Raw genomic sequence first — 25,276 nt, forward strand, 5'->3', positions numbered from 1 at the left:
TGAGGTTGCAAAAGAGGCTCAATACCGAGGGCCGTGCGACGACGCGGTAGTGATTGCCGCGAGCAACGAAGCAGGTCTCGTAGAAGGCCGCTTGATGAACGCCCCGCTATGCGGGGCGTTTTTCGTTTGAAACGCCGGTGCTATGCAGGCAGTTGCACTGGTTGTGACATGGGCTGCTACACAGGCAGCGGCGGCAGCATCGCCGGCGGCGCAGGCGGCTCGCCCACGAGGCGTGCGAGCAACGCTTCGTAATCCGCGCGGGTTGGGGCGGTGTTGTCGAACATCAACAGGTCTTCGCAAAGATCGCCGCTCGGCACGAAGCGGCGCTGCCGATACTCGTCCCAATGCGCGAGTTTGTAGGCATCGTTCGGATTGCCGCGCGCGAGGATGCGCTGGTGCGCCATTTCTTCGGACACATAGACCCAGACGACCCGCAGTGTCACGTCCGCGCCGATACCAAGCCAGGCGCGATCGAAGAGGCGCCGCTCGCGCACTTCGCGCGAGAGCGGCCCGACCACCAACGCGCTGATGCCGAGTTCGAGATTGTCGCGGGCGGTATCGAGCAGGCCGCGATACTCGGGATCGCGCAGGTGTTGCAGAAAAAGCGGGCTGTCGCGGTCGTTCGGATCGCCGGTCAGCATGGCCATGGCGGCCGCGCTGTATCCGCCGAACAGCGTATCTTTGTCGAGCAGGCAGAAGGGTGTCGCGCTTGCCTGCATCAGCGGGCCGATCAGCTTCTTCGCCAGGGTGGTTTTGCCGGTGCCGGCGTGACCGCAGAAGAAAACCAGGTGGGTCACGAAGACGTGTCCTCGGGTGCCGCGGCCGGGGTGCCGGCGTGCTGCGGGTCACGCGCGAATTTGCCGCTGGCCTCCAGCCACATCACATTGATGATGCCGAAGCCCAATGCCACGCCGATGCCGAGAATCCAGGTGAAATACCACATCGCGGTCTCCTTGATCGTGTGTCCGGTGAGGCACTACGCATAGCCGGTACAGAGAAGCAAACATGCGGGCAGATAAAGGTAGCATGCGGCGGATCCGAGGGTAAATCCGCAGCGCGCGGCACCCACAGCGCAGCACTTTGCAGCGATCATGAAGAAGAACGCAGCAGCGCGCAAGAGGGCGCAAAGACAGTTGGCCGTTCGGCCAGGATCGCGCAATGCGCCTATAACAAGAGCAACACCACCAACAACACGGGAGACCCAGCATGCCGATGCGTCCGCACTTCCACTGCAAAGCCGCGCTGCTTGCGCTGGCTATCGCGTCGCTCGCCGGTTGCGCCTCGACACCTGCCGAGCCCGTCCCGTTCAAGGAGGTGCCGCAGGCGCGCATCGTCCAGCCCGGTTATACGGAGCCCGGAACCGGGCTGGTCGCCGTGGACGTGCGGCGCGAACGTTCCCGCGACGTTATCGTCCGGTTTCGCGATGCGCTGGTGTATATCGACGGCGAGCAGGTCACCGATCTGATGAACGGCGAACATGTGGTTTTCTATCTGAGCCCGGGGGTGCATCGCATCGGCGTCTCCACGCAATTCGATCCGGTCGTGGAAATGCGCTTTACGGTGACGGCGGATACACGCTATACAAACCGCGCCTCGGTCACCTTCGACGACGATCACGGCATCGCTTTGCGCCGGGTTGCGCAATAACGCAGGGCCGGGGCTGACAACGGCGGGATTGCGGCGGGGGCGTATCGACCGGCGTCGAACCGTACCCACTGCCGCACACAAGCTTTAACGATGTTTCCAGTCTGATCATTTAACAATTGGATACATGACAGTCACGCAGAGCCCTTAACATGTCGGCTGTCGTGTATTCGTTCACACAGATTCGCCACCGGGCTCACGCATAGTGCGAAGCCGGCCGGTCTGTTCCGTTTTCAAGGTAGTCCAACATGCTAATCAATTGCGCCGCCTATCAGGACGGCCGGAAGCTGGCCGATATCGATATCGATAGCATCAGCGACTATGTGGCGCGGCCCGAGTGCTTCGTCTGGGTTGCGCTGAAAGACCCGGAGCCGGAAGAACTGGCTGTGATGCAGCACGAGTTCGGTCTGCACGAACTTGCGATCGAAGATGCGCAAAACGGCCATCAGCGTCCGAAAATCGAGGAGTACGGCGAGTCGCTATTCGCCGTCATACATACGGTGGAAATGGACGAAGCGGGTGAACTGCTGATCGGCGAGGTCGACGTATTCGTGGGACACAACTATGTGCTGTCGGTGCGCCGCGGTACGCGCACCGGGTTCCAGAATGTTCGCGCCCGTTGCGAGCGCGAGCCGGAATTGCTCAAGGAGGGCTCGGCATTCGTGCTGTATGCGCTAATGGACGACATCGTCGATCGTTATTTTCCGATCCTCGAGACGATGAACAACGAGATCGAAGCACTCGAGGACCGCATTTTCGAGCGCAACAATTCGGTGGCATCACGGGCAATCATTGAGGATCTGTATTCGCTGAAACGCCGGCTCGTGATCCTGCAGCATCACATCGCGCCGCTTCAGGAGGCGGTCGGCAAATTGACGGGCGGCCGGATTCCGAGCGTCTGCGGCGGCATGCAAGCCTATTTCCGTGACGTCTACGACCATCTCGATCGGATCGTCAGGATCATCGATGGCCGGCGCGAACTGGTTGTGACCGCGGTGCAGGTCAATCTGGGGATGATCTCGCTGGTCGAAAACGAGGTGACCAAGCGGCTCGGCTCGTTTGCCGCATTGTTCGCCGTGCCGACCATGATCGCCGGTATCTACGGGATGAACTTCGAGACCATCCCGGAGTTGCATTACAAGTTCGGCTATCCAATCTGTCTTGCCGTGATGGTGATCGTGGATCTGATCCTGTACTGGCGCTTTCGCAAGTCCGGCTGGCTCTGACGCGCCGCCAGCCCATCGCCCCGCGTGGTTTCCCGCTTGCACCGTGCGCAATAAAAGTCCAGCATAGGCGGCCCGCCGGCCGCTAAGCTTGCAGCTGGCGGTGAATCCGCCATGCACAGACTGAGCGAGGAACCGTTGCCAGAACACAGCCTGCCGGTGCGCCTGTTCGCCGCACCGCGCCGACGCCATCGAGCGCATCGCATCGACGCATTTTCTGCGAGCCGACGCACCGCAACACTGCGAATCGTTGACACTGCGGAAATGGCACGCTGAGAATAGGCCTCGCAAACGTTTGCGCACTACTAAAAATACGGCTCGCCGCGAGCCCAACAAACCCTGGAGATTGGCATGAGCCATCGCATTCGCCGCCGCATGCTGGCGGCCGCTGTTCTCGTCACCGCTACCGCCGCTTTTCCGTTTTCCTCTGCTTACGCGCAATCCACGCCCGCTCATAAGCCGAAGGTCGCGCTGGTGATGAAGTCGCTCGCCAACGAGTTCTTCCTGACCATGGAAACCGGCGCGAAGGACTATCAGAAACACAATGCCTCGCAGTTCGACCTGATCACCAACGGCATCAAGGACGAAACCGACACGGCGAACCAGATCCGCATCGTCGAACAGATGATCGTCTCGAAGGTCGATGCGATCGTGCTGGCACCGGCTGATTCGAAGGCGCTGGTGCCGGTCGTCAAGAAGGCCATCGACGCGGGCATCATCGTCGTGAATATCGACAACCGGCTCGACCCGGACGTGCTCAAGTCGAAAGACCTGAACGTGCCGTTCGTCGGTCCGGATAACCGCAAGGGCGCGCAGAAGGTCGGCGACTATCTGGCCAAAAAGCTGAAGGCGGGCGATGAAGTCGGCATTATCGAAGGCGTGTCGACCACCACCAACGCGCAGCAGCGCACCGCGGGCTTCAAGGACGCCATGCAGACCGTCGGCGCAAAGGTCGTGTCGGTGCAGTCGGGCGAATGGGAAATCGACAAGGGCAACGCGGTGGCGTCGGCCATGCTCAATGAGTATCCGAACCTGAAGGCGCTTCTCGCCGGCAACGACAACATGGCGATCGGCGCGGTCTCGGCCGTGCGCGCGGCCGGCAAACAGGGCAAGGTGCTGGTGGTCGGCTACGACAACATCAACGCGATCAAGCCGATGCTCAAGGACGGTCGCGTGCTCGCCACCGCCGACCAGTACGCCGCCAAGCAGGCCGTGTTCGGTATCGACACCGCGCTGAAGGCGATCAGCGAGCACAAGAAGCAGTCGCAGCTGTCCGGCGTGGTGGAAACGCCGTGCGACCTCGTGACCAGGTAAGCGTCGGGCAGTAGGTGCCGAAATACGCACCGCAAGAAGCACCACAAGAAGCGCCGCAACACGCCGAAGCACGCCGAAGCACGCGGGTTCGCGCTTACGCCGCTGCATGCGGAATGCATGACAAAAGGCGCGCGAACCCGCGTCAATTCAATAAACGCTCAAGAAACCTCCTGCGCCGCCGTTAAATCCAGAGGTAAGCGACAAGGCCACCGGCACGCGGCTTGTCGGATCAGTGCGATTAAAGCAAGTATTCATGGGTGTGGTCTGTCTTCGAGGAAGACGTCCGGTGGGTCGCCAGATGGCGTGGCCGGCGGGAACAACAGGCAGGAGAGCAACAGGTTATGGCGACGATCAAGGATGTAGCGGCCGTGGCAGGCGTGTCGTTCACGACGGTATCGCACGTGGTGAACAACTCACGGCCGGTGTCGGCCGACGTGCGCGCGAAGGTCGAACACGCGATCCGTCAGCTTCACTATGTACCGTCGGCGGTGGCTCGCTCGCTCAAGGCGCGGGCGACGGCGACGATCGGTCTGGTGGTGCCGAACAGTACGAACCCGTATTTCGCGGAGATGGCGCGTGGTATCGAGGATGGTTGCTCGCGCAACGGTTACTGCCTGTTCTTCTGCAATTCCGACGACGATCCGGCCAAGCAGCGTAACTATCTGCGTGTTCTGCAGGAAAAGCGTATCGACGGACTGATCGTCGCCTCCGCGGGCGACGACGCGGTGCTGGCGCAGGCGCTTGCCGACGCCCGCGAGCCGCTGGTCGTCGTGGACCGCAATATCGAGGGCGTGAACGCGGACCTGGTGCAGATCGACCACGAGAAGGGCGGCTATCTTGCGACGCGTCATCTGCTCGAGCTGGGACACGTGCGGATCGGCTGCATCACCGGGCCTGTCAAGACGGCCGTGAGCGCCATGCGGGTACACGGTTTCATCCGCGCCATGACCGAACGCGGTATCGAGATTCCGGCCGGGGCCATTGTCGAAAGCGATTTTTCGGGAATGGGCGGTCATCGCGCGGCGGGACAACTGTTCGACACCGTGAAGCCGTCGGCGATTTTTGCCGGCAACGACATGATGGGCATCGGTGCGTTGCGCGCCGCGGCGGAGCGCAATATCAGCGTGCCGCGCGATTGCTCGATCATCGGATTCGACGATATCGAACTGGGACGATTCACCTATCCGGCGCTCTCGACAGTCGGGCAGTCAGTCCGCGCGCTCGGCGATATGGCCGCGCAGACGCTGATCGAACGCATTGCCGGTACCTCGTCGGGCAGTCCGCGAGCGCTGGGTCGCCGGCGTGTCGTGTCGCCGCGCCTGATCGTGCGCGAATCGACCGCAACATGGGCCGGCTTGGCGAGACGCGATATGGCGGCCTGATATCGCTTGTCGTGTTCCCGGGCGTGAGCCGGAAGGCTTCGCGGCCGGTCTTCCATGCGGCTTTTTGCGGGCTGCTGAATCGCGCGCGAGAGTTGAGCGCCGACCCGGACTTAAGCGCTTCCCACCCGTCTTCGAGCGCGCCATTGCGCGCCCAAGGTCCCGGATCGAAAGTCCCGCTTTAAACCCCGTCTGAATCCGTTTCGCCTATCCGCGTTCGGCGCTTTCGCGCCGTGTGAATGCAATTCCCCGAATGCCCAAAACGCCGTGCGAGCGCCGCACAGACACGGCCTGTCAGTGTTTTGTAATTTCTTCCAATTGTTTACAACGTCTTTCTTCATACCATATAAATCCTTCAAGTATGCCGATCAGGTGCCGTAAACAAAACTATTAGAGCGCCGCCTCAGATCAGCGCCATGTACGCAGAGCCACACGCTACCCCGCGCTGCGCACGCAGCCTCTTATTTGTTAAGTACAGGAACGAGCATGTTGAACAAAGGCATCACGATCAAGGCGCGGATTGGCCTCACGATGGCTTTCCTCGCCGCGCTGCTGGTCGCCATCGGCGTTTTCGGTTTGTTCGGCATGAGCCGTTCGAACGACGCTTACAAGGATACGTTCGCCAACGCAATGCCGAGCGCGGTCAATATCGGCAACGCCGAGTTGTTTGCCGCGCGCGAGCGGCTGGCGCTCGACCGGGCCGCGTTCATGATGGGCACGCCGGAGGTGGCCTCGACGATCGAACGTGCGCGTGCGATGCGCGCGGCGTCCGACATGTGGTGGAAAAAATATATGGACCTGCCGCGCGACACCGGTGAAGACCGTCTCGCGCAGGACGTGATCGCCAGGCGCGATGCACTGCATCAGCAATTGGAGTCGTTTTCGGCAATCATTACGGCGAACGACCAGGGCAAGGTTGTCGACGGCGCCAAGCGCCTGCAGATGGCATACAACGACCTCTCCACGGCGGACGACGCGCTGCGCAAGTTCCAGTTCGAATCGGCCAAGCAAGGTTACGACTCCGCGCAAAGCAGTTTCGAAGTGTTCCGTATGGTGAGCGTTGGCGCACTGCTCGTCGGCGTGCTCGCCGCCGTGCTGTCCTACCTGACGCTCAGCCGCGCGATTGCTCGCCCGCTCGAGGCCGCCCTCGGTCATTTCGACGCGATCTCCGCCGGCGATCTGCGCCGCCCGGTCGTGGTCACCTCGCGCGACGAAATGGGGCAACTGCTGGAAGGTATCGCCAAGATGCAGCGCAGTCTCACCGAAACGGTGCGTACGGTGCGCAGCGGCAGTGAATCGATTGCGACGGCCACGCGTGAGATCGCGGCCGGCAATATCGACCTGTCCTCGCGAACGGAAGAGCAGGCGTCGGCGTTGCAGGAAACCGCGTCGAGCATGGAAGAGCTGACCGGCACGGTCAAGCAGAACGCCGACAACGCCCGCCAGGCGAGCTCGCTGGCGGCCAATGCGTCCGAGATTGCCAACAAGGGCAGCGCGGTGGTCGGCCAGGTGGTCGGCACGATGGGCGACATCAATCAGAGCTCGGCGAAGATTGCCGACATCATCTCGATCATCGAAGGGATTGCGTTCCAGACCAACATCCTGGCCCTGAATGCGGCCGTGGAAGCGGCGCGGGCCGGCGAAGAAGGGCGCGGGTTCGCGGTGGTGGCAGGCGAAGTGCGCAGCCTCGCGCAGCGCTCGTCGGCGGCGGCGAAGGAAATCAAGGAACTGATCGACACCTCGGTGGAGCGCGTGCAGTCCGGCTCGGCGCTGGTCGACGAAGCGGGCCGCACCATGACCGAGATCATCGGTGCGGTGCAGCGCGTGACCGACATCATGGGCGAGATCGCGGCGGCCTCGGAAGAGCAAAGCGGCGGCATCGACCAGGTCGCGCGCGCGGTCACGCAGATGGACGAGGTGACGCAGCAGAACGCCGCGCTGGTCGAAGAAGCCGCTGCGGCAGCGTCTTCGCTCGAAGATCAGGCCGGCAAACTGCGTTCGGCGGTCGCGGTGTTCCAACTCGAAGAAAGCGGTTTCAAGGCGCCGGTGAGCGCGGCGCCGAAGCGCGCGGCCGCGCCGGTTCGCCCGGCGGCGGCACGTAAAGTGCCACATGCGGTGCCACATGCGGTGTCACACGCCGTGTCACATTCCGCTACACAAGCCACCCCGGCAGCGAGGACGTCTGCTGCGTCCGCAGCGACACAGGCACCGGCTGCCGCCGCGCCGACGAAGGCACCCGCCCGGGCAGTGGCGAGCGCCGGAAGCGATCAGGATTGGGAAACTTTCTGATCGTTGCAACATTCGTTCCCGATGATGCATCAGACGGAACGGCGCTTGTGCGGATCGACCGCATGACGATAAAGACCGCGATTGCGCATGCAACCGCGGTCTTTTTTCATGGTCTGCGCACTAAGTAACGTTCACATGCGTTGTCGACACCCTGGTAAGCGTCATGATCCGGTACATTGACGGGCGCGACTACCGCTTGTATCGGCAAATCGCCGCCAAAGGCAGTCAACGCGCGGACCGTGAGCCCGCTTTTCCCAACTGCTGCAACTCAGCGCGGCAACCCAACGCTCAACGCGCCAGCCATAAAGGACCGACATGACGCAATACGACCTCGCGCACCGCCTCGTCGAAGCCCGCCGGCAGCATCGCCCGATCGATGCGCCCCCACTCGACAGCCTGCCGCCTGACGCAGCAACCGCGTACGCGATCCAGCAGGCCGTGATCGTGGGCCTCGGCGACTCGACCGGTGCGTGGAAGATCGGCGCCAGAGCGCCGGGCGGGGCCGCCGCGGGTGCGCCGATTCCGGCTTCGCTGGTGCTGCCGTCGCCCGCGCGGGTGGCCCATACCGGCTTTTTCCGGGTGTTGGTGGAGCTGGAGGTCGCCTTCCGTTTCGCCGAGGCGATCGAACCGCGCGGCCGGGCTTATGCGCGCGATGAGGTGCTGTCGAAGGTCGGCATGGTGCTGCCGACCATCGAGATCGTCGATAGCCGCTTTGCCGAGTGGCCCAATGTCGCGCCGCTCGCACAACTGGCCGACGCACAGAACAACGGCGCCTTGATCACCGGTCGTCCGGTTGCCTACGCGGGTCTTGCGCGCAGCTTCGATTTCGTATCGCCGGAGCTCGAGCTGAGTTTCGACGGCAACTCGCTGGTGCCCGAAGCCACGGGTAATCCGGCCGGCGATCCGCGTGAACTGCTGGTGTGGTTCGTCAACCATTGCGCCGCCATGGGCATCACCATCGAGCCGGAATGGACGATCACCACCGGTTCGTACGTCGGTGCGCACAATGTGGACAAGCCGGGCATCGTGCGCGGCCACATCGACGGCCTTGGGGAAGTGGAGATTGAACTGACCTGAGCGAGTCATCGTGTACTTGTAACGGCGCGCGTATGAGGGTCCGCTTGTAACCGCAGATTACGAAGCATCACGCAAACGGCTGCCCGCGGGCGGCCGTTTTACATTTGCCGGCGCATCTGCACTGCGCGCTTAGCCGTATACACCTATGAAGTGGCCCGATGCGCTGCCGTGATCCAGTTATACACGCGACTAACCATGTCGCCGACGCGGTTAATACGCGAGGCATGCATGGGCAGCGAGCAGCGGCAACACACCGCCCTTCATGCGAAATAGTGCGGAACAATACAGCCGTCGCGTTGACGAACCGCTTGACGCTGCGTCGGTGAAGCGCGTCGCAGGTGATCACGGCGAACGAACATGTAACACTGCGCATGTCGCTGTAGACCAAACAGCGAAGCCGCGCGTTGATGAAAAAAGGTCCCGGGCACAGAAAACGCATGACGTCCGTGCTCGATGCACGAAAGTGTGCGCATGCAGACAGGCTGTCCGGTAGAGCAGTGGGATCGTTCGATGAACGAGACGATTCGTGTAACGGAGCATGGCGAACCGTGCTGGTCAGTGCTGGTCAGTATGACGAGCAGAGGGCGCAGGAGAGGCAGTAACGTGAGCCGGCAATCGCTGCACATTCGCTGTGATGTGAGCGGAAGATTGTAGGTGAGCGAATCTGTGTTTCCAAGTGAGGAATGTTGGGAGGCGGGTACGGCGCGATTTTCGCAACGTAGTTCGTGAAAAAAAATTTAAAAGGGTTTAGGATGAATTCGAGCGATGTCGTTTCCGAATAGCGCGCCGCGCACGACATCGGTCTAGACTTCGGCGAGGAGGTAGCATGGATATCTACAGCAGTTTCGCGACCCGCTTCGAGAAAACGCGAGAAGATGAACTCTCGCTCGAGGAGTATCTCGCGCTCTGCAAAGACAATCCCGCCGCGTACGCTACGGCTGGCGAACGCATGTTGACGGCAATCGGTGAACCAGAACAGATCGACACTCGCAACGATCCGCGCATGTCGCGTATCTTCGCGAACAAGGTCATCAAGGTATACCCCGCATTCCGTGAGTTCTACGGAATGGAAGAGGTGATCGAGCAGGTGGTCGCCTACTTCCGGCACTCGGCCCAGGGGCTCGAAGAAAAGAAACAGATTCTGTATCTGTTGGGACCGGTCGGCGGCGGTAAATCGTCGATCGCGGAACGTCTGAAGCAACTCATGGAACGCGTGCCGTTCTACTCGATCAAGGGCTCGCCCGTGAACGAGTCGCCTCTCGGTCTGTTCGATTACGACGAGGACGGTCCGATCCTCGAAGAGCAATACGGTATTCCACGCCGCTACCTGAAAAACATTCTGAGCCCGTGGGCGGTGAAACGCCTGCACGAATACAACGGCGACATCCGCAAATTCCGCGTGGTGCGACGCTACCCATCGATCCTTCGTCAGATCGGTATCGCCAAGACGGAGCCTGGTGACGAAAACAATCAGGATATTTCGTCGCTGGTCGGCAAGGTCGATATCCGCAAACTCGAACAGTACGCGCAGGACGATGCGGACGCATATAGCTACTCTGGTGGCCTGTGCCTTGCGAACCAGGGCTTGCTCGAGTTCGTCGAAATGTTCAAGGCGCCGATCAAGGTCTTGCACCCGCTGCTTACCGCGACTCAGGAAGGCAACTTCAAGGGCACGGAAGGCTTCGGTGCAATCCCGTTCGATGGCGTGATCCTCGCCCACTCGAACGAGTCGGAATGGAAGGCGTTCCGCAATAACCGCAACAACGAAGCACTGCTCGACCGGATCTTCGTCGTGAAGGTGCCGTACTGCCTGCGCTATGGCGAAGAGGTCAAGATCTACGAGAAGCTGCTGCGCAATTCGTCGCTGGCCAGTGCGATATGCGCGCCAGGTACGTTGAAGATGATGGCGCAGATGTCGGTGCTCACGCGCTTGCAGGAGCCGGAAAATTCCAGCCTGTTCTCGAAGATGCAGGTGTACGACGGCGAGAATCTCAAGGACACCGATCCGAAGGCGAAGTCGTATCAGGAGTACCGCGATTTCGCGGGCGTGGATGAAGGGATGACCGGTGTGTCGACCCGCTTCGCGTTCAAGATCCTGTCACGCGTGTTCAACTTCGATTCGACGGAAGTCGCGGCGAACCCGGTGCATCTGATGTACGTGCTCGAACAGCAGATCGAGCGCGAGCAGTTCCCACCGGAAACCGAGCAGAAGTATCTGTCGTTCATCAAGGACGTGCTGGCGTCGCGCTATGCCGAGTTTATCGGTAAGGAGATTCAGACCGCGTATCTGGAGTCGTATTCCGAGTATGGTCAGAATATTTTCGATCGCTACGTGACGTATGCGGACTTCTGGATTCAGGATCAGGAGTTCCGCGACCACGACACCGGCGAGAGTTTCGACCGCGCGGCGCTGAACGCCGAACTGGAGAAGATCGAGAAACCTGCGGGCATCAGCAACCCGAAGGACTTCCGCAACGAGATCGTGAACTTCGTGCTGCGTGCGCGGGCTGCGAATGCGGGGAAGAATCCCGCGTGGATCAGCTACGAGAAGCTGCGCGTCGTGATCGAAAAGAAGATGTTCTCGAACACGGAGGAGCTCTTGCCGGTGATCTCGTTCAACGCCAAGGGTTCGGCGGAAGAGCAGCGCAAGCACGAAGACTTCGTCAACCGCATGGTGACGAAGGGCTATACGCCGAAGCAGGTGCGCTTGCTGTGTGATTGGTATCTGCGCGTGCGCAAGTCGTCATGATACGCACTGCGTGCCGCCCGCGCGGTCTGACCGCGCGGGCACCTTGCGAGCCGCAAGTTGCATGGACATAGCGTTGCGTTTGCCGACATGCCTATTGCAACGTACGTCTCGCGCAGCGGAAATTGCGACTGCATAGGACCGGAGTAAGCGCTAAAGCGCCAACTCCGGTCGATACTGGAGACCGGGCGTGCTTCATCAAATCATCGACCGCAGGTTAGCTGGTAAGAACAAGAGCATTGCAAACCGCGAGCGTTTTTTGCGCCGCGTTAAAAACTACATTCGTCGCGCCGTCTCGGAAGCGGTTCGCGATCGCAGCATCAAGGATATTCAGAACACCCAGAGCATCACCATCCCACGCAAGGACATTGCGGAACCGTCGTTCCGGCATGGCCCCGGCGGCAAGCGGGAAATGGTGCATCCGGGCAATTCCGACTACATCCGCGGCGACAAGATCCAGCGCCCGCAAGGGGGCGGCGGCGGAGGCGGGGGCAACCAGGCGAGCAACGAGGGCGAGGGTCAGGACGACTTCGTGTTCGAGCTGAGCCGCGAAGAATTCATGCAGTATTTCTTCGACGACCTTGAACTGCCGCGTCTCGTCAAAACCCATCTGATGGCCGTGCCCACGTGGAAAAGCATCCGCGCCGGCTGGGCGGCCGAAGGCACACCCAACAATATCGACGTGGTCCGTTCGCTGCGCAGCGCGCTCGGCCGCCGGATTGCGCTTGGTGCGCCGCTCGTCAATCAGTTGCATGAGATGGAACGGCAACTCGAAGTGATGAAGGCCGATCCGGACGACCGTCGCGACGAGATCAAACTGCTCGAAGAGGAAATCCATCATTTGCGCGGGCGCATCTGGCGCATTCCGTTTATCGATCCGTTCGATCTGCGCTACGTGAACCGGGTCAAGCAGCCTACGCCGTCCAGCCAGGCGGTGATGTTCTGTCTGATGGATGTGTCCGGTTCCATGGACGAGCAGCGCAAGGATCTCGCCAAGCGCTTTTTCATCCTGCTGTATCTGTTCCTCAAGCGTAACTACGAAAAGATCGAAGTGGTGTTCATTCGCCACCACACCCGCGCCGAAGAGGTCGACGAAGACACGTTCTTTCATTCGACGGAAAGCGGCGGCACAGTGGTGTCGAGCGCGCTGGAGCTGATGCAGAAGGTGATGGACGAGCGCTATTCACCGACTGAATGGAATATTTACGGCGCTCAGGCGTCTGACGGCGACAATTGGACCGACGATTCGCCCAAGTGCCGCAAGATACTTTCGGATGACATCCTGGAGAAGGTGCGCTATTTTGCGTATATCCAGGTTACGCCGGAAGAGCAGAACTTGTGGCTCGAATATGCACAGTTGGCGCTGAGCCAGCCGCACATGGCGATGAAGAAGGTCGAGACCGCGGCTGACATTTATCCGGTGTTTCGGGAGTTGTTTGAAAAGCAGGTGGCGTCTTCATGACGGCAAAGCACCTGCCCAACGAAGCGCGCGGCGATCAGCCGGCGCGCGGGAAAGGCGTGCCGCAGCAGCAACAGTCGGGGCATGCCGAGGCGAAGGCGGACGATACGGGAGCCGCCGCAGCCGGAGCAGTCGACGCCGCTGCAGCACGGGGACACACCGGAACGCCCACTGAGGGGCAAAGGGAAGTCCGTATGAACGTAGCCGATAGACGGCCTCTGCCGTGCCCGTCCGACTGGACCTTCGAATTGATCGAAGAGTACGACTCGCATATTGCCCGTGTTGCAGAGCAATATGAACTCGACGTGTATCCGATCCAGCTCGAACTCATCAGCGCCGAACAGATGATGGACGCTTACGCGTCCGTCGGCATGCCGGTGAACTACCGTCACTGGTCGTTCGGCAAACACTTTCTCTCTACCGAAAAAAGCTACCGTCGCGGGCAGATGGGGCTCGCGTACGAGATCGTCATCAATTCGAACCCTTGTATCGCGTATCTGATGGAAGAGAACACGATGACGATGCAGGCGCTCGTCATCGCGCACGCGGCCTATGGCCACAATTCTTTCTTCAAGGGCAACTATCTGTTCAGGCTGTGGACGGATGCACACGCGATCATCGATTACCTCGTCTACGCGAAGAATTACATCGCGGAGTGCGAAGAGCGCTTCGGGCTCGACCGGGTGGAGGAGCTGCTCGACTCGTGCCATGCGTTGATGAATTACGGCGTGGACCGTTACAAACGTCCGCAGAAACTGTCGCTGGAAAAGGAGTTTGCGGCGCGTCGCGAACGTGAGGCTTATCTGCAATCGCAGGTCAACGAACTGTGGCGCACCTTGCCGACCCGGCATACGCCGTTGCCGGAGGAAATCGAGGAGCGTTATCCGCCCGAGCCGCAGGAAAACCTGCTGTATTTCGCGGAGAAGAACGCACCGCTGCTCGAGCCGTGGGAGCGGGAAGTGATCCGCATCGTGCGCAAGGTCGGCCAGTATTTCTATCCGCAGCGGCAAACCCAGGTCATGAACGAAGGCTGGGCGACGTTCTGGCACTACACCTTGCTCAATACGATGTATGCCCAGGGCAAGCTGGAAGACGGCTTCATGATGGAGTTTCTCCATTCGCACAGCAATGTGGTCTACCAGCCGCCGGTCACGAAACCGTACTACAGCGGCATCAACCCGTATGCGCTCGGCTTTTCGATGATGAGCGACATCCGCCGGATCTGCGAATCGCCAACCGAGGAGGACCGCAAATGGTTCCCCGAACTGGCCGGCAGTCCGTGGCTGCAGGCGATGCACTACGCGATGCGCAACTTCAAGGACGAGAGTTTCGTCGCGCAGTATCTGTCTCCGCATCTGATCCGCGAGATGCGTCTGTTCTCGGTGCTCGACGACGACATGCGCGATGCGCTCGAAGTGTCCGCGATTCACGACGACAGTGGCTATCAGTACGTGCGTCAGGCGTTGTCGCGGCAGTACGACATGCACCATCGGGAGCCGAATATTCAGGTTTGGGCGGTGAATACGCGTGGCGACCGGAGCCTGACGCTGCGGCATTTCATGAGCGACAACCGGCATCTGTCCGGCGATAGCGATGAAGTTCTCAAGCACATGGCGCGCTTGTGGCAGTTCGACGTCTACCTGGAAAGCGTCGATGAGAATGGCACGGTGAGGAAGCGGTATGAGTGCAAGTATGTGCCGCCGGCGATAAGGGTTTGAGTTCGCTCGGCCTTATTGCGTAGAGGCTGTTTTCTGATCTGTCCGAAGCCCCTGTTTGTCTATGACGAACAGGGGCTTTTGTCATTCGGAGTCTGGCGGGTTGGCTCACCTCCATTTTTCAGTAATTTGTGAAAAAGTACTGAAAAACCCACAATCCGTTCCGGAAGGCAGAATTCTCGCGATGCCCAAGGAGACCGATATCAACCTCGTATCGGTCTCCTCCCTGAGGCGCTCACTAAGCAGCACTCGAAGAGCTTGCAACGAGCCTCTCGGGATAGTCCCTAACAAACCCCCATCTCTCCCTTGCAATTCTGTAAAATTCGCGCACGCGCGCTATAGGTGCCAGCGCGGCACCTCGATGCGCGTGTTGTGAAAGCGGCGCCACGACCGCTACCTCCGTTTAAAGACAAGGAAAGACAACAGCATGACCGACCTGACCGACCAAACCGTGGCCACCACTTACGACGCACACGACACCCGGCGCCGCATCTTCGCGATCGTTGGCGCTTCATCGGGCAATCTAGTCGAGTGGTTCGACTTCTACGTGTACTCGTTCTGCGCGCTGTATTTCGCGCCGGCTTTCTTCCCGAGCGGCAACACCACCACGCAGTTGCTCAACACCGCCGGCGTCTTCGCCGCGGGCTTCCTGATGCGCCCGATCGGCGGCTGGTTCTTCGGCCGGCTTGCGGACAAGCACGGCCGCAAGACCGCGATGATGGTGTCGGTGTTCATGATGTGCGGCGGCTCGCTCGTCATCGCCGTGTTGCCCACGTATGCGCAGATCGGCGCCTTGGCGCCGGCGCTGCTGCTGGTCGCGCGGCTGTTCCAGGGCCTGTCGGTGGGCGGTGAGTACGGCACCAGCGCCACCTATATGAGTGAAGTCGCGCTCAAGGGCCGTCGCGGGTTCTTCGCGTCGTTCCAGTACGTCACGCTGATCGGCGGCCAGTTGTGCGCGCTGCTGGTGCTGGTGATCCTGCAACAAACCCTCTCCACCGAAGAACTGAAAGCGTGGGGCTGGCGTGTGCCGTTCGTGATCGGTGCGTTAGCGGCGTTGGTCGCGCTGTATCTGCGTAAATCGCTCGAAGAAACGACCACGGCCGAAACGCGTCAACGCAAGGAAGCCGGCACGCTGCGTGGCTTGTGGCAGCACAAGGGTGCATTCGCGACGGTGCTCGGCTTCACGGCTGGCGGTTCGCTGATTTTTTACACGTTCACGACTTACATGCAGAAGTACCTGGTCAACACGGCCGGTATGCACGCCAAGACGGCCAGCAACGTGATGACCGCGGCGCTGTTCGTCTACATGATCATGCAGCCGGCGTTCGGCGCGTTGTCGGATCGCATCGGCCGCCGTCGTTCGATGCTGTTCTTCGGCTTCTTCGCGACTATTGGCACGGTGCCGCTGCTGCATGCGTTGAAAGACGTGACGAGCCCGTATGTGGCCTTCGCCCTTGTCGTCGTGGCGCTGGCGATCGTCAGCTTCTATACGTCGATCAGCGGCCTGATCAAGGCTGAAATGTTCCCGCCGGAAGTGCGCGCGCTGGGCGTAGGGTTGTCGTATGCCGTGGCCAATGCGATCTTCGGCGGCTCGGCGGAATACGTCGCGCTGTGGCTGAAATCGGTGGGCAGCGAGACGACGTTCTACTGGTATGTGACCGCGCTGTGCGCGATTGCGGGTCTCGTGTCGCTGCGCATGCGCGATCCTTCGAAAGAAGGCTATCTGCGCAACGAGCCTTGAGCTTGAGTTCAGGCGATAAGCTCGAACAGCGCGCATGAGCGCTCTTTGAAAACGGCGGCCTGGGGCAACCCGGCCGCCGTTTTTTTATCCCGCCGGCAAGCACGGCAAGCACAGCGCGAGTTCACGCTCACGCCACCACGATCTCCGTTCCCAGCGCATGAAGCAGGTCGCGTAGCGACTCGGCTTGCGCCATCTTCGCATCGCTGCGCAGATGAATCTGCACGGCGCGCCCCGCAATCCCATCGACGGGATGCGCAAGCCACAATTCCACGGCAAGCCCCAATCCTTCCGGCTGATTGACGACGACCGGCTCGATCACACGTGGCTTGAAACAGGCACTGTCGGACATGGTGGATAACCTCCGGGCTGATGACGGTTCGAGGCCCATCCTAATCAGCCGCGCGTGCAAGCCCAAGCGACAAATACGCGTTTGCTAATGAGTGGATGCTTAGCAGAAAACGCGCTTATTACAGGAGCATTTCTTGGTTCGGAGCGCGCGGCGTCGCTGCTAATGTGACGCCCATGCGTGGCCATCGGTTGCACCTCGCGGTTGCGACGGATTGACGAAGGATATCGCCGACACGCATCCGTTTTTAGAAACATCGCACGCATATTGAACAAGCATCACGCACAAACCAAGAGATCCATAAAAATGAAATCGAAAATACTCGCTGCCTGGTTAATGACACTGGCGGGACTCTCGCTGACGGCGCCGGGGCTCGCCTATGCCGACCGTCTCGACGACATCAGGAAGGCCGGCGTACTGCGCGTCGCGACCTTCGACAGCAATCCGCCGTTCGGTTACGTCGACGCAACCAGCAACCAGATTGTCGGTCTCGACGTCGACTACGCGAAGGCGCTCGCCGACAAGCTCGGCGTGAAACTCGAACTGCAACCCACCAATCCGGCCAACCGCATTCCGTTCCTGACGTCGAAAAAAGTGGACTTGGTGCTCGCCAACTTCACGATCACCGACGAGCGCGCCAAACAGGTCGATTTCAGCATTCCGTATTTCTCGTCGGGCCAGCAGTTCCTGGCGAAGAAGGGCGTGCTGAAGTCGACGGATCAGATCAATAGCCTGCGGGTGGGCGCGGACAAGGGCACCACCAACGAGATCACGCTCCGCGAGAAATTCCCGCAAGCCACGATCGTCGCGTACGACGACACGCCGTTCGCGTTCGCGGCTTTGCGCGCGGGCAACGTGCAGGCGATCACGCAGGATGGTCCGAAGCTGGTCGGCCTGCTCGCGAACGTGCCGGACAAGCAGAACTACGAGATTCCGGCGTTCACGATTTCGAACGACTACATGGGTGTCGGCATCCCGAAGGGCGAGACGCGTCTGGTCGGCTTCGTGAACGACACGCTGAAGGAGCTGGAAGCCGACGGCTCGGCCGCGAAGATCTACAACCGCTGGTTCGGTCCGCAAACGAAGACCCCGCTCGCACGCATCTTCAAGATCGGCGACAAGACCTGATCGTCGTGTCGCTGTAGCACCCAGGCACCCGGCAATGAACGGGCACGTTGGCAACGTGCCCGTCGGCATTTTCGAAAGAAGCAGGTTTCAGGAAGCAGGTTCAAAGATGCAAGCGTGGCTCGCTCCGAAGTATCTGATGTGGCTGTGGCAAGGCTTTGGTGTCACCGTCGGTCTCGCGTTGACGGTGGCGCTCGCGGCCACGGTGTCCGGCTTCGTGCTGGCGATCGCGCGTCATGCGCGGTATGGCTGGCTGCGTCGCGCAACGGCCACGTATGTGCTGGTGTTTCGCAACACGCCGTTGCTGGTGCAACTGTTCTTCTGGTACTTCGGCGCGGCCACGCTGATGCCTGACGCGTTGATGCAATGGTTGAATACGCCGCATGGCGTGCACCTCGGCGTGTACGCGTTGCGCTGGCCATCGTTCGAGTTTGTCGCCGGATGGCTCGGGCTTACGTGCTATACGGCGGCTTTCATCGCCGAAGAGTTCCAGGCGGGCTTGCGCGGCGTGCCGGATGGTCAGCATGCCGCGGCCGCGGCGCTTGGTCTCACGCCATTGCAGGCGTTCCGCTACGTCGTTTTGCCGCAAGCGGTGCGCATTTCGCTGCCGCCGCTTTTCGGTCAATACATGAACCTCGTGAAAAATTCATCGCTGACCATGGCAATCGGTCTGGCCGAACTGTCGTACGCGTCGCGTCAGGTCGAGACAGAGAGCTTCAAGACTTTCGAGGCGTTCGGTGTAGCTACCGTGTTGTATATTGCCGCCATCGCGTTGATCGAAGCCGTCTCGCATACGGTGGCGCATGCGCGCGACCGCTCATTCGCGAGGCGCTGAACATGACATGGACACTGTTCGCCCACAACCTGCCGTATCTGCTGGTCGGCGCATTTCCACAAGGACCGCTCGGCGGCGCAGCGCTCACGCTGGTACTCGCGTTGTGTTCGGCGCTTGCATCGGCCGTGCTCGGCGTCGCGGGTGGGATTGCGCTGGCGTTGGCGGGGCGCATCGCCCGTGTGCCGTTGCTGCTCGTGATCGGCTTCTTCCGCGCGATTCCAGTGCTGATGCTGATTTTCTGGACGTATTTCCTGTTGCCGATGGTTTTCCATGTCGATGTGCCGGGACTCGCGACGGTCGTCTGCGCGCTTTCGCTGATCGGCGGCGCGTACCTCGCGCACTCGGTGCACGCGGGCATTCGTGCGGTCGGCGAGGGTCAGTGGCAAGCCGGGCTCTCGCTCGGTCTCACGCGGATGCAAACACTGCGCTACGTGTCGCTGCCGCAGGCGATGCGCATCATGGCGCCGTCGTTCGTGAATCAATGGGTATCGCTGGTGAAGGACACCTCGCTTGCGTATATCGTCGGCGTCGGCGAGTTGTCGTTCGTCGCGACGCAGGTCAGCAACCGGCTAATGGTGTATCCCGCGCAGATCTTTTTGTTCGTCGGCTTCATCTATCTGGTGTTGTGCACGGCGCTTGACCGCATCGCGACTTATGCGTTGACGCGGCGCAAGCGCATCGTGCTGCCGCGCGCACCGGCCGCTACCCAGGCATTGTCCGGCGACTGACCCGCTAGCCGCTTCCAGCTACGGCTGGGTCAGATCATTTCGGATCGATCGGTCACGAGGTCCGTGACGAGCTCTGTCACCGCGGCGGCCGGCTCGGCAATGACAGCCGGCGCTGCCGCGACCACCGCGGCCACCGCCGCGCGCTGCCGTATGCTTACGGCCGCACGTGAGAGGATGAGCAGGTGGTAATAGAGCCGCGTGCTCAAACCATAGTTGTAGGCGAAGAGATGCGTGAAGGCGATCTTCAATCCCGGCATTGCCTGGCGATTCTTCGCATGAACCGAGACGACGATCGGCGCGAGACGGCGCAACGCCAGCTTGCGTGACGGCTCCAGTTGCGCAGGCAGTTTCAGCGCCTTGACGAACGCATACGCACTCACGGTCGCGGCAACCGTCGTGCCGCGCGTGCTGTGCGAGATCGAGGTCGCGGTCTTCCGATACACCGACACGTATTCGTGCAGATAGAACACCTCGCGCGCGGCGAGACAGAGCTCGGTGCCGAACACGAAATCGCAGCACATGCCGTACTGGTCGCTATAGCCGATCCGTTTGACGAGATCCGCGTTCGCCATCCAGCCGTTGTTCGGGAACATCTGGATCAGCCCGGTTCTACCCGGCAAAGTCTGCAAGCCTTCAGCTTCCCGAGTGCGTCGAAACGCGGTATTCAGGCGTGCACTGCCTTCAAAGTCGATGGCGCCGGTGTGGTCGGCCTCATACTGATCGGCAAAGGCCACTTCGAGCTGTGGATGAAGCTTCCATAGTGACACCAGCTTTTCGACGCCGTCGGTGGTGAGCAGGTCGTCGTCGTGAATCAGCAGGATCTTGTCGCCGCGTGCGCGCGCGAACAGGCTCGCGACGTTGCGCGCCTGGCCGAGTGCCGGCTGGTTCTTCACATAGCGGATGCGCGCCTCGTTTGCGTAGCGCTGCGCGATCAACTGCTTGGTGCGTTCGTCCTTTGAATCGTCGCCGATCACAATCTCCAGATTGCCATACGTCTGCGCGAGGCACGAATCGATGCACTCGACGATCAACTCAGGCCGATTGCAGGTGGGCAGGCAAATGGAAACCTTGGGAGAGGAGCGGGATGGGCGGGACGTAGGAGTGGAGAAGGTGAACACGGGCGTCTCCGTTCTTATCTGTTAAGGGGCGGCAGCCGGTTCGCTTTGCGCACACATTGCTGCATGCAGCAAAATAGTCCATTGCAGGGAAAAAATAATCCGTAATAAATCGGAAGAAATGTCCGCGCTGTGAAAGCGGTTCGAAGGGGAGAATTTATGCGGCTTTGATGCAAAAAACGCAGCAAAGCCGCTTGGGCTAGGCGTTGGACTAGCGGTTAATAATTTAACTGACTGACGGTTCGCCCTCGCCGGGTTTTTTTCCTGGGCGGTCCGCCGGCGACTGATCGCGCCCTTCGTCGTGGCGTTCGGGCAGCTTGCTCTTTTCGTTGTCGCTATGGGTGGCGGGCTGCGGATGTTCGATGTCGGCAGGTTTGGCGCCTTTGTGTTCTTTGGTTTCGCTCATTGCATGCTCCTGGTGTGAGAACACCTACAGAACAGCAAGGCATGGACCCGATAAACATTCACACTTACAAACAACACCTTGACCGCGCCCCATATTCAGCGCACCGTGAAGAAGGAAAACACCACGGGAGCGTGAAATGTCCCTCAACTTCCCGAACCCAAGCCGCAGCTATGACGCCTTCCGTCATTGTGTCAATTTCTGGGGCTATGACAATGCGCGCGAAATCGCCTTCACTGTCAATAATTCGGTCATTTCGAATCTGAGCCCGAGCGCAGGCTCCGACGAGCCGGCAGTACTGGCAGCCTTCGACCGTCATCGCGAGCAAATCCTCACGCTCGCTCGCGGTCTGTATGTCGGCGGTCCGCAAAACCGCTACACGATTTCTTGATACAGCGAGCGCGGCGCGGTAGGTCCAACCGGACCTGCCGTGCGCCGCCTTGTTCCACAGCCGAAGCAGCGTGGCGCCCACCGGCGCCTCGTCGTGCTTTGTCGCGGGAGTTCCAGCATGGATGATGACCAGGTCAATCTAGAAGAAATTGCCGACAGCAAACGCCGGCGCGAAGCAGAGCGCCTTGCCGAAAGCGAAAAAACGGCCGCACCCACGGCAAACGAGCCTCAGCAGGCGCAGGGAATTGAAACCGCGCCGAAGCAATGGGTCAAGCACGTGACGAAGTGGCTCGGTGCGAAACGCACGCTGATGGAAACGCGCCGACCCTTGATACTCAAAAAGAAACCCATCGCTCTGTAGGCATTCGGAACGAAAATAACCGGCGTCGAGCCGGTTTTTCTATTTGTGCCGTGTGCGTTGAAGCCGTTGACGCTCACGGCCGAAGCGAAGCGGGCGCTTTACCCGATTCCGCGCGTCCTGAGCGCGGTTCATAATCGCCGTTGCAGCGGAACGCGTGCTTGCGCCGTTTCCGCAGATCAATGCGTAGCCGCGCCGCTGGCGCGTCCGGAACCCAGCAAGGAGCCACCGATGCTTAAGGGTGACCCAAAAGCGAATCAACTGTTAGCGGTGTTGCCCGAATTGGAGTGGGCGCGCATCGAGCCGCATCTGGTCGAAGTCGATTTGCCCTTAGGTGAGGTGATCTACGAATCCGGCGGTCAGCTCGAACACGTCTTTTTCCCCACTACGTCGATTATTTCGTTGCTCTATGTGATGGAAGACGGCGCCTCGGCGGAAATCGCCATCGTGGGACATGAAGGCATTGTCGGCGTGTCGCTGTTCATGGGCGGCGAGACCACGCCGAGCCGCGCGATCGTGCAAAGCGCGGGCCGCGCCTGGCGCTTGAATGCGCGCATGCTGAAAGACGAATTCAATCGCGGCGGCCCCATGCAGCGCCTTCTATTGCGCTATACGCAGGCGCTCATTACCCAGATGGCGCAGACCGCGGTATGCAACCGCCATCATTCGATCGATCAACAATTGTGCCGCTGGCTGCTGCTTAGCATCGACCGCTTGCCGTCGAACGAATTACGTATGACTCAGGAGCTCATTGCCAATATGCTCGGCGTGCGTCGCTCGGGTGTTACCGCGGCGGCGCTGAAACTGCAGAACGCCGGCTTGATCCGCTATAGCCACGGCCATATCACTGTGCTGGACCGGCCCGGTCTGGAAGTCCACGTGTGTGAATGCTACGCGGTGGTCAAGCGCGAATTCGACCGGCTGTTGCCGGCATTGCAGGCGATCTAGCGAACGCTCTCTGGCGAAGCGAGGGCGAGCACGGCTGGCTGATCCGGTTCGCCGTCCAGCGCGCTAGCGTGCCGTTGTCCTTGCTGCAGACGCTGCGTCCGGTGATGCCTTGCGCTCGATCTCTTCGAATACGTCCATTAACCTGCCGATACGTTGGGCACTGCCAGCCGGCAGACGTCCTTCAGGCGGAGACAAGGCGAGAATCCGGCGTCGCCAGTAGGGCAGGCCCAAGGGCGGAGCAGTCATGAGAAAGGGAATAATCTGTTCGAGATGAGCGAGCTCGCTCTCAAATGGGTAGTTCGACATAGTTTTTCCGTACGGGCAGTGAGTGCCTTCACATAGCCTGCGCGCATCGTGAGATTGTGTCTGCACGCTACCGTACAAGATGCGAAGTCGCGCTTTCCACGCCGATATACTCCACGCCGATAAACGCACGGATGCCGCTCGATGGCTGTCGGCGAGACGTCACGCTCGCCAGGCCGTCACTCAAGCGGCCGTTTCGCGTGTCGGGCCGCCAGTCAGCGAAACGATGAAGTCGAAGAATGCCCGCACCTTGGCCGGCGGATGATGACGCGAAGGATAGAGCGCATATAGCGGATAAACCTCGTCGCTCCAGTCGGGAAACAGTTCGACCAGTTTGCCGTTGGCGAACAATGACTCGGCGCCGAACGCGAGAATCTGCGCGACGCCCTGGCCGGCAGCGCATACGCTATGCAAGGTGCCGACGTCGTTCACGGTCAGGCGGCCTTGCGGCGTAATCGTCGTCTTCTTGCGTCCGCGATGAAACTCCCAACTGAACGGGTAACCCGTTAGCGGATCACGAAACTTGATGCATGCGTGCTTGCCGCTTTCGAGTTCGGCCGGGCTTGCCGGATGACCGTGTTTCTTCAGATACGAGGGCGCGGCGACGGTCAGAACCCGTGTGTCGAGCAGCTTGCGCGCAATGAGCGACGAAACCGGCGGGTCGCCGAAACGGATCGCAAGATCGAAACCGTCGGCCACCATATCGCCTAACTGGTCTCGTGTGATCAACTCGAGATGCAGATCGGCATGCTTGTCGACGAAGCCGCCGAGCCTCGGCCCCAGCACGAGACGCGAAAAGAACGGGTCCATGTTCACACGCAAACGTCCACGAACCGCCGTGGCGCCCTGCGCCGCGGAAGCCGCTGCTTCTTCGAGTCCGCCGAGCAGCGGCACGATCTGTTCGTAGAAACGCCGGCCTTCGTCAGTCAGCGTAACCGAGCGGGTGGTGCGGTCGAATAGCCGGATGCCGAGGCGTGCTTCGAGCCGTGCAACCGAACGGCTGACGCCGGATTGCGACATGTCGAGTGCTTCGCCTGCCGCCGCAAAACTGCCGCAGTCGACAATCGCCGTCAGCACGCCCATGCCGTTCAGCATGCGCTCGTCAAATGGCATGTGATATTCCCTTGTTACGTATTAATGCATGACATGCTATCGCGAAATAGTGTTTGAATTCACGCGACGACGCCGGGAAACGCCACCTGTCCGGGTCAATCAATGACACGGCGTCATGAGTGGAATGACAGCCGCGCTATCGCGTCAGGCACTCGTTTGGCGCTAATCTGCACGGGTTCGCCTGCCGCACGATGGAACGCGGTTCTCACCATGCGTCAGGCATAGATGACTGATCAACGGAGTACACCATCATGTCGCGAGTTTTTATCACCGGTTCCGCCGACGGTCTTGGCCAGATGGCCGCGCGTCTGCTCGTCGACGCCGGTCATCAAGTGGTTGTGCATGCACGCAATGCGGCGCGTGCCGAGGAAGCGTTGAAGGCCGTACCGGAGGCGGAAACTGCTTTAACAGGCGATCTGTCGAGCATTGCAGCGACAATCGCGCTGGCGGAGCAGGTCAACACACTCGGCCGCTTCGACGCGGTGATCCATAACGCGGCGGTCGGTTACCAGGAGCCGCGCCGGATTGCCACCGTGGACGGCCTGCCGCACGTGTTCGCGGTCAACACGCTGGCCCCCTACATCTTGACCGCGCTGATCAGGAAGCCGAAGCGGCTCGTGTATCTCAGCTCAGGCCTGCATCGAAGCGGCGACGCGAGCCTCGACGATCTGGCATGGGACCGGCGGCCATGGCGGGGCACAGCGGCCTATTCCGATTCGAAACTGCATGACGCGCTGCTGGCGTTTGCGATCGCGCGCCGCTGGCCAGCGGTATTGTCGAACGCACTGGAACCCGGTTGGGTGGCGACGAAAATGGGCGGAGCAGGCGCGCCGGACGATCTGCAAGCGGCGCCGAAAACCCAGGTGTGGCTCGCTGCCAGCGATGAACCGTCGGCCACCGTCAGCGGCGCGTACTTCTATCATAAGAAGCCGCGCGAGACGCATCCGGCGGTCCACGACGTCGCGGTGCAAGAGCGCTTGCTCGAAGCATGCGAGGGATTTTCCGGCATCCGTTTGCCGGACTGA

Annotated in this window: 23 protein-coding genes; 17 read left to right on the top strand and 6 right to left on the bottom strand. The window is 60.7% G+C overall.

Annotated features, from left to right (window positions below; translation table 11 throughout):
- Nucleotides 1-176: 176 nt before the first annotated feature.
- Entirely contained in the window at nt 177-797 is a 621-nt protein-coding gene (locus KHO30_RS14085; RefSeq protein ID WP_200652129.1) for a P-loop nucleotide/nucleoside kinase family protein, read from the bottom strand.
- The gene (gene cydX, locus KHO30_RS14090; protein WP_093645038.1) at nt 794-943 is read right to left on the bottom strand and encodes a cytochrome bd-I oxidase subunit CydX; all 150 of its coding nucleotides are present in this window, start codon (nt 941-943) and stop codon (nt 794-796) included. Before cydX ends, KHO30_RS14085 begins: the two co-directional genes overlap by 4 nt.
- Before the next feature lie 263 nt (nt 944-1,206).
- On the opposite strand from cydX, the gene KHO30_RS14095 reads away from it, so the two are divergent.
- The 10 genes from KHO30_RS14095 (at nt 1,207) to KHO30_RS14140 (ending at nt 16,587) form a co-directional block, all read left to right on the top strand.
- Nucleotides 1,207-1,647, top strand: coding sequence for a hypothetical protein (locus KHO30_RS14095; protein ID WP_211701320.1), 441 nt, complete (start codon nt 1,207-1,209; stop codon nt 1,645-1,647).
- 245 nt (nt 1,648-1,892) lie between these two features.
- A complete protein-coding gene (gene corA / locus KHO30_RS14100) occupies nt 1,893-2,870 on the top strand; it encodes a magnesium/cobalt transporter CorA (RefSeq protein ID WP_093644961.1) in 978 nt (325 codons plus the stop codon).
- A gap of 348 nt (nt 2,871-3,218) precedes the next feature.
- Nucleotides 3,219-4,181, top strand: a complete 963-nt coding sequence (locus KHO30_RS14105; RefSeq protein ID WP_200622667.1) for a sugar ABC transporter substrate-binding protein — start codon at nt 3,219-3,221, stop codon at nt 4,179-4,181.
- 341 nt (nt 4,182-4,522) lie between these two features.
- A complete protein-coding gene (locus KHO30_RS14110; protein ID WP_093644957.1) occupies nt 4,523-5,563 on the top strand; it encodes a LacI family DNA-binding transcriptional regulator in 1,041 nt (346 codons plus the stop codon).
- 483 nt (nt 5,564-6,046) lie between these two features.
- Nucleotides 6,047-7,849, top strand: a complete 1,803-nt coding sequence (locus tag KHO30_RS14115) for a methyl-accepting chemotaxis protein (RefSeq protein ID WP_211701321.1) — start codon at nt 6,047-6,049, stop codon at nt 7,847-7,849.
- A 315-nt stretch (nt 7,850-8,164) separates the two neighbouring features.
- A complete protein-coding gene (locus KHO30_RS14120; RefSeq protein ID WP_093644953.1) occupies nt 8,165-8,926 on the top strand; it encodes a hydratase in 762 nt (253 codons plus the stop codon).
- Between the two features lie 826 nt (nt 8,927-9,752).
- Nucleotides 9,753-11,675, top strand: coding sequence for a PrkA family serine protein kinase (locus KHO30_RS14125; RefSeq protein WP_054039598.1), 1,923 nt, complete (start codon nt 9,753-9,755; stop codon nt 11,673-11,675).
- Nucleotides 11,676-11,862: 187 nt separating this feature from the next.
- Nucleotides 11,863-13,134: a YeaH/YhbH family protein gene (locus tag KHO30_RS14130; RefSeq protein WP_054039600.1), complete on the top strand. Its 1,272-nt coding sequence runs from the start codon at nt 11,863-11,865 to the stop codon at nt 13,132-13,134.
- Nucleotides 13,131-14,849 (top strand): SpoVR family protein, encoded by a 1,719-nt coding sequence (locus KHO30_RS14135; protein WP_211701322.1) that lies wholly within the window; start codon nt 13,131-13,133, stop codon nt 14,847-14,849. Before KHO30_RS14130 ends, KHO30_RS14135 begins: the two co-directional genes overlap by 4 nt.
- Nucleotides 14,850-15,273: 424 nt before the next feature.
- A complete protein-coding gene (locus tag KHO30_RS14140) occupies nt 15,274-16,587 on the top strand; it encodes an MFS family transporter (protein WP_200652126.1) in 1,314 nt (437 codons plus the stop codon).
- 127 nt (nt 16,588-16,714) lie between these two features.
- Here the strand turns inward: KHO30_RS14140 and KHO30_RS14145 are convergent, their stop codons facing one another.
- Entirely contained in the window at nt 16,715-16,936 is a 222-nt protein-coding gene (locus KHO30_RS14145) for a hypothetical protein (RefSeq protein ID WP_054039606.1), read from the bottom strand.
- Between the two features lie 303 nt (nt 16,937-17,239).
- On the opposite strand from KHO30_RS14145, the gene KHO30_RS14150 reads away from it, so the two are divergent.
- The 3 genes from KHO30_RS14150 to KHO30_RS14160 all read left to right on the top strand — a co-directional run bounded on the left by KHO30_RS14150 (nt 17,240) and on the right by KHO30_RS14160 (nt 19,621).
- Nucleotides 17,240-18,061, top strand: coding sequence for an ABC transporter substrate-binding protein (locus tag KHO30_RS14150; RefSeq protein ID WP_211701323.1), 822 nt, complete (start codon nt 17,240-17,242; stop codon nt 18,059-18,061).
- Nucleotides 18,062-18,167: 106 nt separating this feature from the next.
- Entirely contained in the window at nt 18,168-18,893 is a 726-nt protein-coding gene (locus tag KHO30_RS14155; protein ID WP_200621716.1) for an amino acid ABC transporter permease, read from the top strand.
- A gap of 2 nt (nt 18,894-18,895) precedes the next feature.
- Nucleotides 18,896-19,621, top strand: coding sequence for an amino acid ABC transporter permease (locus KHO30_RS14160; RefSeq protein ID WP_093644941.1), 726 nt, complete (start codon nt 18,896-18,898; stop codon nt 19,619-19,621).
- Nucleotides 19,622-19,650: 29 nt separating this feature from the next.
- Here KHO30_RS14160 and KHO30_RS14165 read toward each other — a convergent pair whose 3' ends face one another.
- A complete protein-coding gene (locus KHO30_RS14165; RefSeq protein ID WP_211701324.1) occupies nt 19,651-20,739 on the bottom strand; it encodes a glycosyltransferase family 2 protein in 1,089 nt (362 codons plus the stop codon).
- Nucleotides 20,740-20,962: 223 nt separating this feature from the next.
- Nucleotides 20,963-21,142, bottom strand: coding sequence for a hypothetical protein (locus KHO30_RS14170; protein ID WP_093644937.1), 180 nt, complete (start codon nt 21,140-21,142; stop codon nt 20,963-20,965).
- Nucleotides 21,143-21,278: 136 nt separating this feature from the next.
- Between KHO30_RS14170 and KHO30_RS14175 the strand changes: the two genes are divergently transcribed.
- From KHO30_RS14175 to KHO30_RS14185, 3 genes are all read left to right on the top strand, one after another.
- Entirely contained in the window at nt 21,279-21,530 is a 252-nt protein-coding gene (locus KHO30_RS14175) for a DUF1488 family protein (protein WP_093644935.1), read from the top strand.
- A 117-nt stretch (nt 21,531-21,647) separates the two neighbouring features.
- Entirely contained in the window at nt 21,648-21,890 is a 243-nt protein-coding gene (locus tag KHO30_RS14180; RefSeq protein WP_211701325.1) for a hypothetical protein, read from the top strand.
- A 228-nt stretch (nt 21,891-22,118) separates the two neighbouring features.
- Nucleotides 22,119-22,835 carry a Crp/Fnr family transcriptional regulator gene (locus KHO30_RS14185; protein ID WP_093645034.1) on the top strand — a complete coding sequence of 239 codons (717 nt, stop codon included), beginning with the start codon at nt 22,119-22,121 and terminating at the stop codon, nt 22,833-22,835.
- A 486-nt stretch (nt 22,836-23,321) separates the two neighbouring features.
- Here the strand turns inward: KHO30_RS14185 and KHO30_RS14190 are convergent, their stop codons facing one another.
- The gene (locus KHO30_RS14190) at nt 23,322-24,251 is read right to left on the bottom strand and encodes a LysR family transcriptional regulator (RefSeq protein ID WP_093644929.1); all 930 of its coding nucleotides are present in this window, start codon (nt 24,249-24,251) and stop codon (nt 23,322-23,324) included.
- Between the two features lie 251 nt (nt 24,252-24,502).
- On the opposite strand from KHO30_RS14190, the gene KHO30_RS14195 reads away from it, so the two are divergent.
- Complete coding sequence (locus tag KHO30_RS14195; protein WP_211701326.1) at nt 24,503-25,276, top strand: SDR family NAD(P)-dependent oxidoreductase; 774 nt, start codon at nt 24,503-24,505, stop codon at nt 25,274-25,276.

The organism is Paraburkholderia aspalathi, assembly GCF_905220735.1.
GTDB lineage: Bacteria > Pseudomonadota > Gammaproteobacteria > Burkholderiales > Burkholderiaceae > Paraburkholderia > Paraburkholderia aspalathi.